We start from the raw sequence: 13,583 nt of genomic DNA, 5'->3' as shown, positions 1-13,583 counted from the left end.
TGTGTGATTTTTAAGAAAACAAATTTAAAAATCTTCAATAAAAGAACTAATTTTAAACCTTAAATTATTGATACTTTAACTTTAAGGCCTTAAAAATAAAAAGTGTCCAACCAACAATTAAAAGAGCTCCTCCCAGCGGAGTAACTAAAGCGATACTACTAAGGTCTAATCCAGCCAGCTCATCTAAACTAAGTAAATAAATCGATCCGCTAAAAAAAATAGTGCCTATTGTAAAAAACCAAAAAAGAAGGTTGTTTTGTAGCTTCGTAAAATTAGCCAAACCAATTAATAAAAGTGCATGATACATTTGGTAACGCACTCCAGTTTCAAAAGAGGTTAACGTTTCAGCATCTAACACATTCTTTAATCCATGAGCTCCAAAAGCGCCAAGAATTACTGCTAAAAGACCAAATATTCCTCCTGTTACTAAAAATTTACGCGTCATACTACAAGTTTTTATACCTTAGTTAGCATTACACAAAAATACTTTAATTATGCAACAAATCCTGATAATTGGCGCGGGAAAATCTACCGCCGTTCTTATTCGATATCTATCTGAAAAGTCTCTCGAAGAAAACTTTACCATTAGTGTTGCAGATAAAGAGCTATCGCTGGCAAAAAAAGCAATTAAAAATCACCAAAATTGCACGGCCATTAGTTTTGATATTTTTAATGCTGAAAACCGCGAACAACATATCGCTTCTACAGATATCGTCATTTCTATGCTACCGGCGAGATTTCATATAGAAATTGCCAAAACCTGCCTTAAACTCAAAAAAAATCTGGTCACTGCTTCTTACATTAGTAAAGAAATGAAAGCCCTTAATGCTGAAGTTCGCAAAGCCGGACTTATTTTTATGAATGAGATTGGTGTCGACCCGGGCATTGATCACATGAGTGCCATGCAGGTGATTGATCGCATTCGAGATGCCGGTGGAAAAATGCTGATGTTTGAATCTTTTTGTGGCGGACTTGTAGCGCCTGAAAGTGATAATAATTTATGGAACTATAAGTTTACCTGGAATCCCAGAAATGTCGTAGTTGCCGGCCAGGGTGGCGTTGCCAAATTTATCCAGGAAGGAAAATATAAATACATTCCCTATCACCGATTGTTTAGAAGAACAGAGTTTTTGGATATCGAGGGCTATGGCCGATTTGAAGCTTATGCCAATCGAAATTCGCTGGATTACCGAGAAGCTTATGGGCTTCAGGATATTTTAACTTTATATAGAGGCACCGTGCGACGGGTAGGTTACAGCCGCGCCTGGAATATGTTTGTGCAACTTGGGATGACAGACGATAGTTTTACCATGGAAGATTCAGAACATATGACCCATCGCGAATTTGTAAACTCATTTTTACCTTACTCCCCAACAGATTCGGTTGAATTAAAATTACGTCACAACTTAAAAATAGATCAGGACGATATTATGTGGGAGAAATTATTGGAACTAGACCTATTTAATAACAAAAAAACTATAGCTATAAGAAACGCCACTCCGGCACAAGCTCTTCAAAAAATATTAGAGGAAAAATGGCAACTCTCTTCAGAAGATAAGGATATGATTGTGATGTACCACAAATTTGGATACCAATTAAATAATGAAGAAAAACAAATAGATTCAACCATGGTATGCCTTGGTAAAGATCAAACTGAAACCGCGATGGCAAAAACTGTAGGCTTACCTGTTGGCATTGCTGCAATAAAAATTTTAAAAAAAGAAATAAACACTCCTGGTGTACAATTACCAATTCATAAAGAGATTTACGAACCTATTTTAAAAGAACTTCAAGAAAACGGCATCATTTTTAAAGAAAAGAAAACAAATTATCTAGGATATAATCCTATAGGCGGGGTAAGCAATTAGGAAATGAAATCTTTTTTCCTATTTTAGCTCATATAACTACAACTAAATGAAGATTATAGACCAAAATGTTGTTATCGATGGTATCGATAAAACCATCCTTAACTTCCTTATGGAGGACGCCAAAAGACCTATTTTAGAAATCGCTAAAAACATAGGCATTACTGGAGCTGCCGTTCACCAAAGATTACGAAAACTAGAAAAATCTGGATTAATTGAAGGCTCCCGACTAATTATCGATCCCCGATTGCTAGGGTATAAAACCATGGCTTTTGTTGGGATCTATCTGGATAAAGCGGTTAGCAACCCGCTTGCCGTAAATAAATTGAAAGAAATCCCCGAGGTTATTGAATGCCATTATACCACAGGAAACTGGTCGATATTTGTAAAAGTGCTTTGCAAAGACAACGAGCATTTAATGAAAGTTTTAAATAAAAACATTCAGGGAATCGAAGGAGTGTCGCGAACAGAAACCTTTATTTCCTTAAATCAGCAAATAAGTCGACAAATTAAGATTTGATATTTGGATTTATTCTAAATTAAAATTAATTTTGGCGGCAAATGAATACGATTTATACATCAAAATATTTTGCTGCCAGCCAGTGCGACAATAGCCGAAGATTCTATATCGATTTTGGTCATAAAACGGTGAAGTTTTCTTTATGCCAATTACTGGCCTTTCGCCATCGATTAAAATCTATTGATATCGAGCAACATTTAAACGGTGAAAATACACACGGTTTAGAGGTAGTAAGTCTTTGTAATCGTGAGCATTTATTTGTCTTTAATACCTTAGAGATACTCGACCTGTTATCACTTGTTGATGGCGCGTTTGCTATGATGGAAATCAACTCGGTTATTGCTTAGTTTTAGACTACTTCTAAATTGACCTCATTCTTAGGGACTTACTTTTTTTTTGGGTAGCTTTGTGTAAAATCAAAATCCCATGAAAGACCTTGTAAGACAAAATCTACTTATCCATGTAGATATTTTAGATTTATTAAATAAACAAATTAAGCAGGAAGCTCAATCTTCTGCTGCTTATCTTGCAATGGCCTCCTGGTGCGATCATAACGGACTGGTTTACAGCGCTGAATTCTTCTACGAGCAATCTACAGAAGAGCGCGAACATATGATGAAAATATTCCACTTTATCAATGATAATGGTGGAACCACATATTCTCCCGAAGTAAGCAATATCAATCACGATTTTGCCTCTTTAGAAGAGATATTTGAAACCGCCTTGGATCAGGAAATCGCCATTACTAAAAGCATTCACAATATTATTTATGAATGCCGAAATAAACGTGACCTTACTACTGAAAACTTTTTACAGTGGTATGTGAAAGAGCAAATGGAAGAAGAGCAAACGATGCGTAGAGCATTAGAGTTATTTGACTTAATTAATACTGAAAATGTTGGGCTTCGCTTTTTGGACGAACGAATTAAAGAAATTCGAGAAGAGGCAAATCCTGAGTAATTCAGAAAAAAAAAGAACACGAAAAAAGGCTGCAATTGCAGCCTTTTTTATATCCTAAACTTAAAAACATTACGCTTTTTTAAGCCAATACTTAAAATTAACTTCCTGATCGATAATTGATGCTAATTCTGAAATTGACACTCGTTTTTGTTCCATTGTATCCCGATAACGAACAGTAACCGTTTTATCTTCTAAAGAATCGTGATCTACCGTAATACATAACGGCGTTCCGGCAGCATCCTGGCGACGATAACGTCTACCAACGGCATCCTTCTCATCATATTGCACTCTAAAATCCCACTTCAGTTCTTCTACAATTTCCTGTGCCAGTTCTGGTAAGCCATCCTTTTTCACTAATGGTAAGATAGCTGCTTTTGTTGGCGCTAAAACTGCCGGTAACTTTAAGACTGTTCTGGATTTTCCATCTCCTAAACCTTCTTCTTGTAAGGATGCAGAAAATACGGCTAAAAACATACGATCTAAACCAATAGAAGTTTCAATTACGTAAGGCACATAATTTTCTCCCATTTCAGGATCATAAAACCGAAGTTTTTTACCAGAATGTTCCTCATGTGCTTTTAAATCGAAATCAGTACGGGAATGAATTCCTTCTAATTCTTTAAATCCAAAAGGAAAATCAAACTCGATATCTGTAGCCGCATTCGCATAATGGGCTAACTTTTCATGATCGTGAAAACGATATTTCTCATCACCAAGCCCTAAGCTTGCATGCCATTTTTGGCGTGCTTCTTTCCATTTTTCAAACCAGCTGAGCTCTTCACCAGGGCGTACAAAAAATTGCATCTCCATTTGCTCAAACTCACGCTGACGGAAGATAAACTGTCTCGCTACAATTTCATTCCTAAACGCTTTACCAATTTGTGCAATCCCAAACGGAATTTTCATCCTTCCGGTTTTTTGAACATTTGCAAAGTTCACGAAAATACCCTGCGCGGTTTCCGGTCTTAAATAAAGATCGGTCGCACTATCGGCAGAAGCTCCAAGCTTTGTTCCAAACATTAAGTTGAATTGCTTAACGTCTGTCCAGTTTTTAGAACCACTCTCTGGACATGCAATCCCCAATTCTTCAATAAGCGCCTTCACATCGGCCAAGTTCTCTTCAGTTAAAGACTTTGCCAAACGCTCTAAAATCTCCTTCTCTTCTACTTTATATCGCTGTACCCTTGGATTGGTCGCTACAAATTGCTCTTCATCAAAAGCATCTCCAAAACGCTTTTTGGCCTTTTCGATCTCTTTCTGCGCTTTTTGATTGATCTTTTCAGCATAATCTTCAACCAACACATCAGCCCGATAACGCTTCTTAGAATCTTTATTATCGATTAGCGGATCGTTAAAAGCATCTACGTGCCCAGAAGCTTTCCAGGTTGTAGGATGCATTAATATTGCAGCATCGATGCCCACAATATTCTGGTGCAACTGCACCATACTTTTCCACCAGTATTCTTTGATATTTTTCTTTAATTCAGCACCGTTTTGACCATAGTCATAAACCGCGCTTAATCCGTCGTATATTTCACTAGACGCAAAAATATACCCATACTCCTTAGCATGGGATATCACGTTTTTAAATGAATCTTCTTGTTTTGCCATACAGCAAAAATAAAAAAACCGCCATGATTTAACTCATGGCGGTCTTTAAAATTTTGAGTTTCTTATCTTAAACTAAAAGAAGCTGTTCCTATAAGCGTTGTATCGTTATAAACATATACTTTATAATTACCTTCCAATAGTTTTTCTTTAATGGTATTGGCCAGTATACACACATCTAATTCGTCATTCTCGTAATACACAGTACTCTGCGCACTGTACACCATTACTCCGCCATCATGTTCTACCGCTATCTTATCGCCCACCAGTTCATTTTCTGGGTTATACACCTGTACATAAAGATTTTTTTCTCCGGCTTCAGTAAGGTCATTTGCGGTGATGGTAAAACAGGTTCTTATCTGGTCTATTCTTCCCGTACGGTCATTTTCTACCAGTTTACCACTATTTCTTACAATCACACCTTCACCACGTAAACCGGTGATTTTAAGCTGAGAGGCCTTATTAACTTTGTTGGCAAGACTTTGATTAGACGTTTGTAAAGAATCAGACAACCTTGTTTTCTCAGAAAGTTCGGTTTGCGTGCTATCAATGGTCATTGCCATTCTTTGATTTTGCTGGCTTAAACTATCTACCACTCTAAATAGTCTTTCTTTTTCAGCTTTAAGATTGCTTATTTCTCTGCGATATCTTGTAATCAATACCAGATTTGCCTCGTAATCCTGTACTGAATCTAATAAGCGATTGATTCGCTCCCTGGCATCTACCAGATTTTGATCCATGATCTCATTCTCATCAATGGCTTCATCGTATTTTACGATAAGCTCATTAAGCTCATTCTCTATGGCCGCCTTTTCTTTTTGAAGAATCGCTTTATTTTCTTTTTCTTCATTGTAGAATCGTATGGTATAGATCGTAAGCGCAATAAGAGCTACCGCCAAAACACCAATAAGAATCTTTAATGCAGTATTATTCTTCTTTTCAGTCATCATAAAGTATTTTAGATTTTATAAATTTAGAGGTTTAAGGCTTTCCTCAACAACCACTTAACAAATGTTTCACGATTTCATAAACCTGTTTTACCCCAAAACCTGCAATTGTTGCGAAAGGCCTTTGCTAGATCATGAAAAAGTGATTTGCACCTCTTGTTTACATCAGCTCCCACTTACTAACTATCTTCCTAATAACGAAAATCAGGCAGATAAAGTATTTTATGGTCGAGCCCAAATTAATGCTGCTTATGCACTACTTGTTTTCCGTAAAAAGAACATGGTACAGGCGTTACTTCACAGCCTCAAATATAAGAGACAATTTGAAATAAGCTATTTTTTAGGGGTATGGACTGGTGAAATTCTTAAAAATAGTGAAAGATTTAATGCTGTAGATATGGTGATCCCTGTTCCACTGCATAAAAAACGTTTCAAAGAGCGTGGTTATAATCAGGTAGAAGGTTTTGGAAAAGAAATCGCGAAAAGTCTAAATGCCAAATATCGTGACGATCTCCTTCTAAAAATCAATTCCTCTAAAAAACAGGCGCTAAAAAATCGAATTTCAAGATGGAATCTTATGGAGCAGTCTTTTCAAGTTACAGATACTTCGGTAATTTCTGGCAAACATATCCTGCTAGTGGACGACATTTTAACCACCGGTGCAACATTAGAAGCCTGCATTAAGTGTTTAAGAAAAGAAGAAAAAATTAAAATCAGTATCGCAACAATGGCAATTACCATTTGATTGTTACGTTTAAATTCAAAATAATCGTTTCTTTGCGAAAGAATTTTAAGTATAAATTCTGAAAAAATAATAGCGCTTTTAAAGATGAACAGGAAGCTTTTCAACTTTATTCTTTTTATTGTAGTCATCACATCTGTAGTAAGATGTGCCAAAAAAGGAATGCCTGAAGGTGGACCAATAGACGAAGAACCACCACGTTTTATAAGAGCGAACCCCGAGAATTATACTACCAATTTTGATGCTAAGGAAATTAGTATTCTTTTTAACGAGTTTATTAAGCTCGAAAATCCGCAGCAGCAAATCATCATTTCACCACCAATGGATCCCGCGCCTAACATTTTGCCCTTAGGCCAGGCCAGGAAAGATGTAAAAATCGAAATTACCGATACCCTTAGAGAAAATACCACCTACGCGATTAACTTTGGTAAAAGTATCGTGGATAATAACGAAGGGAATCCCTATCCTTATTTTAAATATGTTTTTAGTACCGGAGATTATATCGATTCTTTAAAAGTTTCAGGGTTTATTGAAGATGCCTATTTAAAAGATACGCCAGAGTTTGTTTCGATCTTTCTATACGAAATGGATAGTACCTACACAGATTCTGTAGTTTACAATGAAATTCCGCGTTATGTGGCCTACACTCGTGATAGCAGTGTAAATTTTGATCTGGAAAACTTAAAGGCAGGTAAATATCAAATGGTCGCTATTTTAGATGATAACGACAATTATAAATTTAACCCCGCAAAAGACAAAATTGGCTTTTTAGACCAGCCAATTACCATTCCTACCGATAGCATTTATACGATCTCTATTTTTAAGGAAGAACTAGCTTTTGAGGTGAAAAGACCGAAACTTTTTAAAGGAAGGCAATTGCTTATTGGCTACCAGGGCATCCCGAATTTAGACGATTTAGAACTTAATTTTTTATATCCACCAATAGATCCACCAGTATCCAGAATCACCCGTGATCCTGAAACCGATACCCTTTATTACTGGTTTAGGGATCCTATTGAAACCGATAGTGTATCGCTAGAATATGTTACACCACGCCAGCGTGATACCGTTTATATAAGGATGGCACAGTTGGAACGCGATTCTTTAAATGTAAAAGTGGAACCTTCAGGAAGTATAGAATATAATCAGCCGTTATTACTAAAAGCAAATACTCCCTTAGTTGAAAAAAATGATGCGCTAATCACAATTCTAGATAAAGACTCTCTTGAAGTTAATTTCACTTCTGAAATTAGAGGTTTAGAAAATCAACTAGAAATTTATTTCGACAAAGAACCCGAAGGCACTTATTATTTTAAAGCCTTGCCGGGATCGTTAACCGACTTATTTGGGGATCAAAACGATACCATAAGTCAGAAATTAACCACCAAACCTCTTTCTGAATACGGAAGTATTATAATGTCGCTTCGAAATGTACGAAGTTATCCTATGATTGTACAGTTAACTAATTTAAAAGGAGAGGTTGTAAAACAGCAATTTTTAACTGAAGGAACCCAGTTCACTTTTGAACATATAAACCCCGGGGATTATTTTTTAAGAATTATCTATGACGAAAACCAAAATGGATATTGGGACACCGGGAGCTGGTTGGAGCGGCGAAAACCTGAAAAAATAAGTTACTATCCAGATACTTTAGAAACCCGAGCTAATTTCGATCAGGTCTATCAGTTTTATCTAGATTAATCGAAATTGATCACGATCCTGTAAAAATTTAAATTGATTTCGCTTATTTTGGAGGTACGCCTTCTTTAGCATAACTTCTTTAGAAAACTCAGTTTCGGCATTTTCTTCGGTTAAAATTTCACCAAGACAGTCGTAAATAGCACTATGCCCGTTATAACTATAACCATCGCCATCTTCTCCCACGCGGTTTACACCAACACAAAAACTCATGTTTTCAATCGCTCTGGCTTTTAGTAAAGCATCCCAGGCGAAAATCCGTTTTTTAGGCCAGTTGGCCACATAAATTAAAAGATCATAATCTTCTGTATTTCTCGCCCAAACAGGAAATCTAAGGTCATAACAAATAAGCGGACAAATTTTCCAGCCTTTATAGTTTACGATTAAACGTTCTGTCCCGGCGGTATAGGTTTCATCTTCTTTAGCCAGTGTAAACGTATGCCGCTTATCGTATTTTTGGTGGGAACCATCTGGAAAAACAAAAAATAAACGGTTGTAAAACGCACCATTTTCAGTAATAATTACGCTTCCGGTGATGGCTGCATTTTTCAGCTTTGCCTGCTCCTTCATCCATTGCAATGTTTCCCCTTCGATTGCTTCAGCAAGACTTTCGGCATTCATACTAAAACCGGTCGTAAACATTTCGGGCAACACAATAAGTTCTACAGCATCACTTAAAGCGTCGATTTGTTTACTAAAAAAACTTCGATTTGCGGTGGCATCTTCCCATTTTAGGTTTGCCTGAATAATGGCCAGGTTTAAATTTTGTGATTTACTCATATTTTAAAAATAGGATATTTTTTCAAGCTGTTGTCAAATGATTGTTAAATGATTGCAGAAGCGTTCTTTATTAAATAGCTTTAATACAAATTCGAAATTATGTTTTTAGAGCACTTAAAAAGTAACCCTACAATAAATAATAACACTACCCGAAGTTTAATCGCCGGGGCTATTGGCGGATTAGCAGGTGGCGCGGTTAAAGGCCTGGTCGAATATTTTTTACCGGTTAGAAAAGCTGAAAACCGAAGCGCACAACTTAAAATTTTGGATAATCTTTCTACCAAAATCACCGGCACTCCCATAAGTGTGCAAAATGAAGAATTGGCAGAACAACTGGTAAACTTTCCGGTAGGTGCCAGTGTGGGCGCTGCTTATGGCTACGGAAAAAAAGATAAAGATCAATTTAATCTTGCCGAAGGAATTATCATAGGAACCTCCACATGGATCTCTACCCACCAAACTTCGTTACCTATTTTAGGCCTTAAAGATAAACCTACCGACGTACCTGTAAGAATGCAGGCTAACGAACTCATCGCTCATGTTTTATTTGGAATCACAACCGAGTTGGTAAGAAATAAGGTGAATCAAAGATTGAAGAAATAGAGCTTAGTTTACAGTTAAGGGTTTGCGGCGAACAGTATTTTTATCGAGAAGCTGTCAGATTTAAACCTTCAGTTACTTACTTAAATATTGACAATGTAAAATTTTTGGTGTAAATTCACTTCAAAAACGCACCATGTCCAGACAGAGCATTTCCTTAACAGAGCCGAACGATGAATGGCTCAAAAATCAGGTAGATAGTAAAGAATATTCTAGCAAAAGTGAGATCGTCAACGACCTTATAAGACAGGCCCGAAAACAACAAGCAAAAATTGATTGGATAAGCGCTAAACTTGAAAAAGCAGAACAAAGCGGATTTACATCAGATAGCAAACAAGATATTTTAGCACAATCCAAGTCATTATTAGATGGCTAATTATAAACTTAGTGACACCGAAAAAGAAGATATAATTCGGATTCATCAATATGGCGTTTCAAAATTCGGAATGAAACAAGCCGATTCTTATTTTCATCAACTTTTTGAATATTTCGAGATCATCGCCAATAATCCATACTCATTTGAAGCTGTAGTTTATATAAGAAAAGATTACCGCAGATGTGTATGTGGTTCAGATAGTATTTTCTACCGTGTGAATAATGATACGGTCGAAATAATGGCTATCATAGGGAAACAAGATTTGGATAGTATTTTTAGCTAAATTGATTCTTTTAGCTATCTTCTATTTTCTCCTGTCTAATTTTTAAATTCTAAGAGCGAAGCGATCTAAATTCTAACTACTAATTATCCTTCCAGGCTTTTCATCATTTTACGAATGCGATCTTCCAGTTTTTCAGAAGATAATTTTTCCCGTAAACGATCGGTGATAATCGGGAAAGAAAAAGGTGTTGGTTTTTCGCAATTTCGCCACACAATCTTTTGATGTTCAATTCGCTCTAACGCCTGTCGCAACCGTCCTTCTTCCAACTGATGCTCAAAAGTTTCTCGAAACGATTGCAAATACAGCAAGTTATCCTCTTCGTAGTCCCGAAATACACTAAATAACAATTGCGAACTGGATTGCAAATGTTTACTTTTTACCACTTTATTAGGGTATCCGGTAAATACAAGACCAGCGATTACCGCAATATCCCGAAACTTACGGCGCGCCATTTCGGTAGCATTTAAACTTTTATAAAGATCGTCCATTAAAAATTCCGCAGAAAATAAATTATTATCGAGTACCTGCTGCATATCGATTTCCTGGTCGCTTAATAATTCAAAACCATAATCGTTAAAAGCGATAGAAAACGAAATGGGTGACAATAAACTAATTCGGTAAGCCAGCAAACTCCCCAAAGCTTCGTGTACAAATCGGCCTTCAAAAGGATAAAATATAGCGTGATAGCCTTCTCGTGTTTTAAAGGTTTCGATTAGAAATTCATTACTTTTGGGAATAACCGATTCTTTCTTTTGACGCTCAAAAATACCGGTTAACGCTGAAAGTTCTTCAGATTTGCCTGTGGCCGAATCATATTCTGATGCTAAATACATTTCCTCTCGCAACAATTCACTCATTTGTGCCGAAAAAGTCATCCGTCCCCCCATCCAACTGGGAACTTTTGCCGTTTTTTTCTTCGATCTTTTTACGAGTACCTGCATGTTTTTAATCCGAACTAATTCCAGGTTTCTACCGGCAAAAGTAAAGACATCGCCCTGTGTTAATTTCGAAATAAACCATTCCTCTATCGTACCAATATAGCCACCTTTCATGTATTTTACACTCAGCATCGCGTCACTTACAATAGTTCCTATTTGCAAACGATGCCGCATGGAAACACCTCGATGGTTTACTTTAAACCGGCCATCTTCTTCAATCTCTACTTTTTTATATTCATCATACGCCTGTAAACTCTGGCTGCCTTTGGTGATGAAATTTAGCACCCAGCGCCAGTCATCTTCGGTCATGGCCTGAAAGCAAAAGGTCGATTTGATTTCCGGGTAAATATCCTTTGGAAAAAATCCGTTTGAAACCGCCAAAGTAGTTAAATACTGCACCAAAACATCGAAACTTAGCAAATACGGGATTCGGTCTTCTACCGCTTTTTTCTCTACGGCTTTTTGTAGTGCTGAAGCCTCGATCAATTCGATCGCGTGGGTGGGTAAAAAGTAAATCACACTTTCTTTTCCAGGCTGGTGACCACTACGCCCGGCGCGTTGTAAAAACCGGGCCACACCTTTAGGACCACCAATCTGGATAATGGTTTCAACTGGTGCAAAATCGACTCCCAAATCTAAACTAGAGGTACAAACCACCGCTTTTAAACTTTCGTTCCTAATGGCCTGTTCTACCCACAAACGTGTTTCTTTGTTAATACTGCCATGATGCATCGCCAGTTCCCCGGCAAATTCAGGGTATTTATTAATTATTTTCTGAAACCATAATTCACACTGCGACCTGGTATTGGTAAAAAGCAGGGTGGTTTTTGAGTTTTTGACAATCGGCACCACCTCATCTAACAAATGCAATCCCATGTGTCCCCGCCACGGAAACTTTTCCATAGTCTCGGGAATAATAGATTTTACCTTTATTTTTTTCTGAAGATTCGCCCTGATCAATTCTGAATGCTGAAGTGCTTCCGATTCTGGTCCCAACAATACTTCCCGGGCCTGCTGAAGATTCCCGATCGTGGCTGAAATTCCCCAGATCCGTAGCTTTTTTGAAACGGTTTTTAATCGTGACAATGCCAGTTCTACCTGAACGCCACGTTTACTCCCCAGCAATTCATGCCATTCATCTACCACAATTGCCTCCAGGTGTTTGAAGGTTTTATCGTAGTTTTTTGAAGACAACAAGAGATGCAAACTCTCTGGAGTGGTAATAAGCAAATCGGGCATTGATTTTTTTTGTGCTGCCCGTTCTTTTTGTGGGGTATCCCCGGTTCTAATCCCAACTGTAAGATTAGTTCCCAGCCCGCTTGCAAAGCGTTCGGCAGCCTGTTCGATTTCTACGGAAAGTGCGCGTAGCGGCGTTATCCAAATCGCTTTTAAGCCTTTTTTAGGCTTGGTCTTATAATCAGGATTATTTTTAATGTAATTCAGCACGATCGGTACCCAAAGTGCGTAGGTCTTTCCACTTCCGGTAGGTGCATTTAGAAGTCCGTTTTTCTTTTGCAGATATGCTTTCCAGGTATCCTTCTGAAACTTAAAAGGCTTCCAGCCCTGCTCGGCAAACCAATTTTCGGCAATTTCCAGAAGTTCCTGTCTTGTCATTTCAACCTGTTATCGTATAAAAAAGCCTCCATAAATTGGTAAATTATGAAGGCTTTTTATTTCAATTAAATATGTTGCTGAGTTGTTTTCTTCTCTGAAGGAAGTTTTTGTTCGTCCTCTTTTATAAACAACTGCGGATAATTATTCTTCAGCATTTGCTGATGTATAGAATCCATTTTCTTTATTTCCTGCTGAATTTCTTCTGGAAAATTTTCGGTTTGAAAGAATCCACTTTCCATTAAATTGCTTCCGAAGAAATCATTTCCTAAAGCAGTAGAATCGTTAAAAAACCTTTGCATCATCGCTGAAGACATTTCATCATCTCCAAAAAATCGTTGAAAATGCTGCCTCATTTCCTCTGTATTGGCAATTGTATCTCCATTGATACTGCCATAGCTATAGGTGTACGTAGAATCGTAACTTTTTAGGTTACCGTTTTCATCAAACTCTTTGTTCACCGTCCAGCTTCCTTTTGGTTCTTCTTTTTTAGTTTTGGTACTTAATCCCAAATTGCTATGCTCATCAGTCTTTTTTTCCTGTGCGTTGCAGCCGGTAAATCCTAAAACTGCGAATGCCAACATGACCATTGATGTTCTCATTGTACTACACATTTTAAATTTATAATTCAGTTAAAAATGACATCTGATTTTAA

General features: G+C 37.3%; 15 protein-coding genes. 9 read left to right on the top strand and 6 right to left on the bottom strand.

Annotated features, from left to right (window positions below; all coding sequences use genetic code 11):
* Positions 1–64: 64 nt before the first annotated feature.
* Positions 65–445 carry a DUF423 domain-containing protein gene (locus L1967_RS00200; RefSeq protein WP_249599701.1) on the bottom strand — a complete coding sequence of 127 codons (381 nt, stop codon included), beginning with the start codon at positions 443–445 and terminating at the stop codon, positions 65–67.
* 49 nt (positions 446–494) lie between these two features.
* Between L1967_RS00200 and L1967_RS00195 the strand changes: the two genes are divergently transcribed.
* The 4 genes from L1967_RS00195 to L1967_RS00180 all read left to right on the top strand — a co-directional run bounded on the left by L1967_RS00195 (position 495) and on the right by L1967_RS00180 (position 3,345).
* The gene (locus L1967_RS00195; RefSeq protein WP_249599700.1) at positions 495–1,868 is read left to right on the top strand and encodes a saccharopine dehydrogenase family protein; all 1,374 of its coding nucleotides are present in this window, start codon (positions 495–497) and stop codon (positions 1,866–1,868) included.
* 46 nt (positions 1,869–1,914) lie between these two features.
* On the top strand, positions 1,915–2,385 hold the full coding sequence (locus L1967_RS00190) for an Lrp/AsnC ligand binding domain-containing protein (protein ID WP_249599699.1): 471 nt from the start codon (positions 1,915–1,917) through the stop codon (positions 2,383–2,385).
* Between the two features lie 41 nt (positions 2,386–2,426).
* Positions 2,427–2,732, top strand: a complete 306-nt coding sequence (locus L1967_RS00185; RefSeq protein ID WP_249599698.1) for a hypothetical protein — start codon at positions 2,427–2,429, stop codon at positions 2,730–2,732.
* Between the two features lie 79 nt (positions 2,733–2,811).
* Positions 2,812–3,345 carry a ferritin gene (locus tag L1967_RS00180; RefSeq protein WP_249599697.1) on the top strand — a complete coding sequence of 178 codons (534 nt, stop codon included), beginning with the start codon at positions 2,812–2,814 and terminating at the stop codon, positions 3,343–3,345.
* Between the two features lie 69 nt (positions 3,346–3,414).
* Here the strand turns inward: L1967_RS00180 and L1967_RS00175 are convergent, their stop codons facing one another.
* Together L1967_RS00175 and L1967_RS00170 are read right to left on the bottom strand one after the other, a co-directional pair.
* The gene (locus L1967_RS00175; protein WP_249599696.1) at positions 3,415–4,956 is read right to left on the bottom strand and encodes a glycine--tRNA ligase; all 1,542 of its coding nucleotides are present in this window, start codon (positions 4,954–4,956) and stop codon (positions 3,415–3,417) included.
* A gap of 62 nt (positions 4,957–5,018) precedes the next feature.
* A complete protein-coding gene (locus L1967_RS00170; protein WP_249599695.1) occupies positions 5,019–5,903 on the bottom strand; it encodes a hypothetical protein in 885 nt (294 codons plus the stop codon).
* Positions 5,904–5,964: 61 nt separating this feature from the next.
* Between L1967_RS00170 and L1967_RS00165 the strand changes: the two genes are divergently transcribed.
* The gene (locus tag L1967_RS00165) at positions 5,965–6,645 is read left to right on the top strand and encodes a ComF family protein (RefSeq protein ID WP_249599694.1); all 681 of its coding nucleotides are present in this window, start codon (positions 5,965–5,967) and stop codon (positions 6,643–6,645) included.
* Between the two features lie 84 nt (positions 6,646–6,729).
* Positions 6,730–8,343: an Ig-like domain-containing domain gene (locus L1967_RS00160; RefSeq protein WP_249599693.1), complete on the top strand. Its 1,614-nt coding sequence runs from the start codon at positions 6,730–6,732 to the stop codon at positions 8,341–8,343.
* Here the strand turns inward: L1967_RS00160 and L1967_RS00155 are convergent.
* Positions 8,335–9,120: an amidohydrolase gene (locus L1967_RS00155; protein WP_249599692.1), complete on the bottom strand. Its 786-nt coding sequence runs from the start codon at positions 9,118–9,120 to the stop codon at positions 8,335–8,337. The genes L1967_RS00160 and L1967_RS00155 overlap by 9 nt on opposite strands.
* 99 nt (positions 9,121–9,219) lie before the next feature.
* On the opposite strand from L1967_RS00155, the gene L1967_RS00150 reads away from it, so the two are divergent.
* The 3 genes from L1967_RS00150 to L1967_RS00140 all read left to right on the top strand — a co-directional run bounded on the left by L1967_RS00150 (position 9,220) and on the right by L1967_RS00140 (position 10,379).
* On the top strand, positions 9,220–9,723 hold the full coding sequence (locus tag L1967_RS00150; protein WP_249599691.1) for a DUF1440 domain-containing protein: 504 nt from the start codon (positions 9,220–9,222) through the stop codon (positions 9,721–9,723).
* A gap of 133 nt (positions 9,724–9,856) precedes the next feature.
* Positions 9,857–10,096, top strand: a complete 240-nt coding sequence (locus L1967_RS00145) for a ribbon-helix-helix domain-containing protein (RefSeq protein ID WP_249599690.1) — start codon at positions 9,857–9,859, stop codon at positions 10,094–10,096.
* Positions 10,089–10,379: a type II toxin-antitoxin system RelE/ParE family toxin gene (locus tag L1967_RS00140; protein WP_249599689.1), complete on the top strand. Its 291-nt coding sequence runs from the start codon at positions 10,089–10,091 to the stop codon at positions 10,377–10,379. The genes L1967_RS00145 and L1967_RS00140 overlap by 8 nt, the downstream gene beginning before the upstream one ends.
* A gap of 83 nt (positions 10,380–10,462) precedes the next feature.
* Here L1967_RS00140 and L1967_RS00135 read toward each other — a convergent pair whose 3' ends face one another.
* Both L1967_RS00135 and L1967_RS00130 read right to left on the bottom strand, forming a co-directional pair.
* Positions 10,463–12,931: a ligase-associated DNA damage response DEXH box helicase gene (locus L1967_RS00135; protein WP_249599688.1), complete on the bottom strand. Its 2,469-nt coding sequence runs from the start codon at positions 12,929–12,931 to the stop codon at positions 10,463–10,465.
* A gap of 65 nt (positions 12,932–12,996) precedes the next feature.
* Complete coding sequence (locus L1967_RS00130; RefSeq protein ID WP_249599687.1) at positions 12,997–13,530, bottom strand: hypothetical protein; 534 nt, start codon at positions 13,528–13,530, stop codon at positions 12,997–12,999.
* Positions 13,531–13,583: the final 53 nt, after the last annotated feature.

The sequence above is a fragment of the Zunongwangia pacifica genome, assembly GCF_023499215.1.
GTDB lineage: Bacteria > Bacteroidota > Bacteroidia > Flavobacteriales > Flavobacteriaceae > Zunongwangia > Zunongwangia pacifica.
Note: the sequence above shows the minus strand (reverse complement) of the source record. Positions and strands in the feature narration are given on the sequence as shown.

Bases quoted from the DNA above. Each gene is read 5' to 3' on its own strand.
- L1967_RS00135 (WP_249599688.1), bottom strand. From the start codon at position 12,931: ATGACAAGACAGGAACTTCTGGAAATTGCCGAAAATTGGTTTGCCGAG.
- L1967_RS00160 (WP_249599693.1), top strand. From the start codon at position 6,730: ATGAACAGGAAGCTTTTCAACTTTATTCTTTTTATTGTAGTCATCACA.
- L1967_RS00170 (WP_249599695.1), bottom strand. From the start codon at position 5,903: ATGATGACTGAAAAGAAGAATAATACTGCATTAAAGATTCTTATTGGT.
- L1967_RS00145 (WP_249599690.1), top strand. From the start codon at position 9,857: ATGTCCAGACAGAGCATTTCCTTAACAGAGCCGAACGATGAATGGCTC.
- L1967_RS00200 (WP_249599701.1), bottom strand. From the start codon at position 445: ATGACGCGTAAATTTTTAGTAACAGGAGGAATATTTGGTCTTTTAGCA.
- L1967_RS00155 (WP_249599692.1), bottom strand. From the start codon at position 9,120: ATGAGTAAATCACAAAATTTAAACCTGGCCATTATTCAGGCAAACCTA.
- L1967_RS00190 (WP_249599699.1), top strand. From the start codon at position 1,915: ATGAAGATTATAGACCAAAATGTTGTTATCGATGGTATCGATAAAACC.
- L1967_RS00185 (WP_249599698.1), top strand. From the start codon at position 2,427: ATGAATACGATTTATACATCAAAATATTTTGCTGCCAGCCAGTGCGAC.
- L1967_RS00130 (WP_249599687.1), bottom strand. From the start codon at position 13,530: ATGAGAACATCAATGGTCATGTTGGCATTCGCAGTTTTAGGATTTACC.
- L1967_RS00165 (WP_249599694.1), top strand. From the start codon at position 5,965: ATGTTTCACGATTTCATAAACCTGTTTTACCCCAAAACCTGCAATTGT.
- L1967_RS00180 (WP_249599697.1), top strand. From the start codon at position 2,812: ATGAAAGACCTTGTAAGACAAAATCTACTTATCCATGTAGATATTTTA.
- L1967_RS00175 (WP_249599696.1), bottom strand. From the start codon at position 4,956: ATGGCAAAACAAGAAGATTCATTTAAAAACGTGATATCCCATGCTAAG.
- L1967_RS00140 (WP_249599689.1), top strand. From the start codon at position 10,089: ATGGCTAATTATAAACTTAGTGACACCGAAAAAGAAGATATAATTCGG.
- L1967_RS00195 (WP_249599700.1), top strand. From the start codon at position 495: ATGCAACAAATCCTGATAATTGGCGCGGGAAAATCTACCGCCGTTCTT.
- L1967_RS00150 (WP_249599691.1), top strand. From the start codon at position 9,220: ATGTTTTTAGAGCACTTAAAAAGTAACCCTACAATAAATAATAACACT.